Source organism: Alcanivorax sp. HI0007, assembly GCF_001635525.1.
In the GTDB taxonomy this organism is placed as follows: Bacteria; Pseudomonadota; Gammaproteobacteria; order Pseudomonadales; family Alcanivoracaceae; genus Alcanivorax.
The window spans coordinates 1-270 of sequence record NZ_LWEJ01000133.1; the positions used below are offsets into that span (position 1 = coordinate 1).

The window sequence follows — 270 nt, forward strand, 5'->3', positions numbered from 1 at the left end:
TGTTGCGCAGCAACTGGTTCTCGGTCTGCGACTGCTGCTCTTCCTGGTCCTGGGCCGCCTGCACCCGCTTCTCCAGTTCCGGGATAACCCCGTACTGCAGCTCGGACATGCGATTCAGATCTCCGGCGCGACGGGCCTGTTCCAGCTCGACACGGGCCTGTTCCAGTTCTGCCTTGTATTCCTGGGCTCCCTGCAAGGCGGCCTTTTCTGCTTGCCAGATCTCTTCCAGGTCGGCGTACTGTTTTTCCAGTTCGTCGATATCCGCTTCCA

At 60.0% G+C, this 270-nt stretch carries 1 pseudogene; it reads right to left on the bottom strand.

From position 1 onward, the window contains the following. Positions 1-270: pseudogene (locus tag A3714_RS17985) on the bottom strand (type VI secretion system ATPase TssH); the annotation flags it as partial.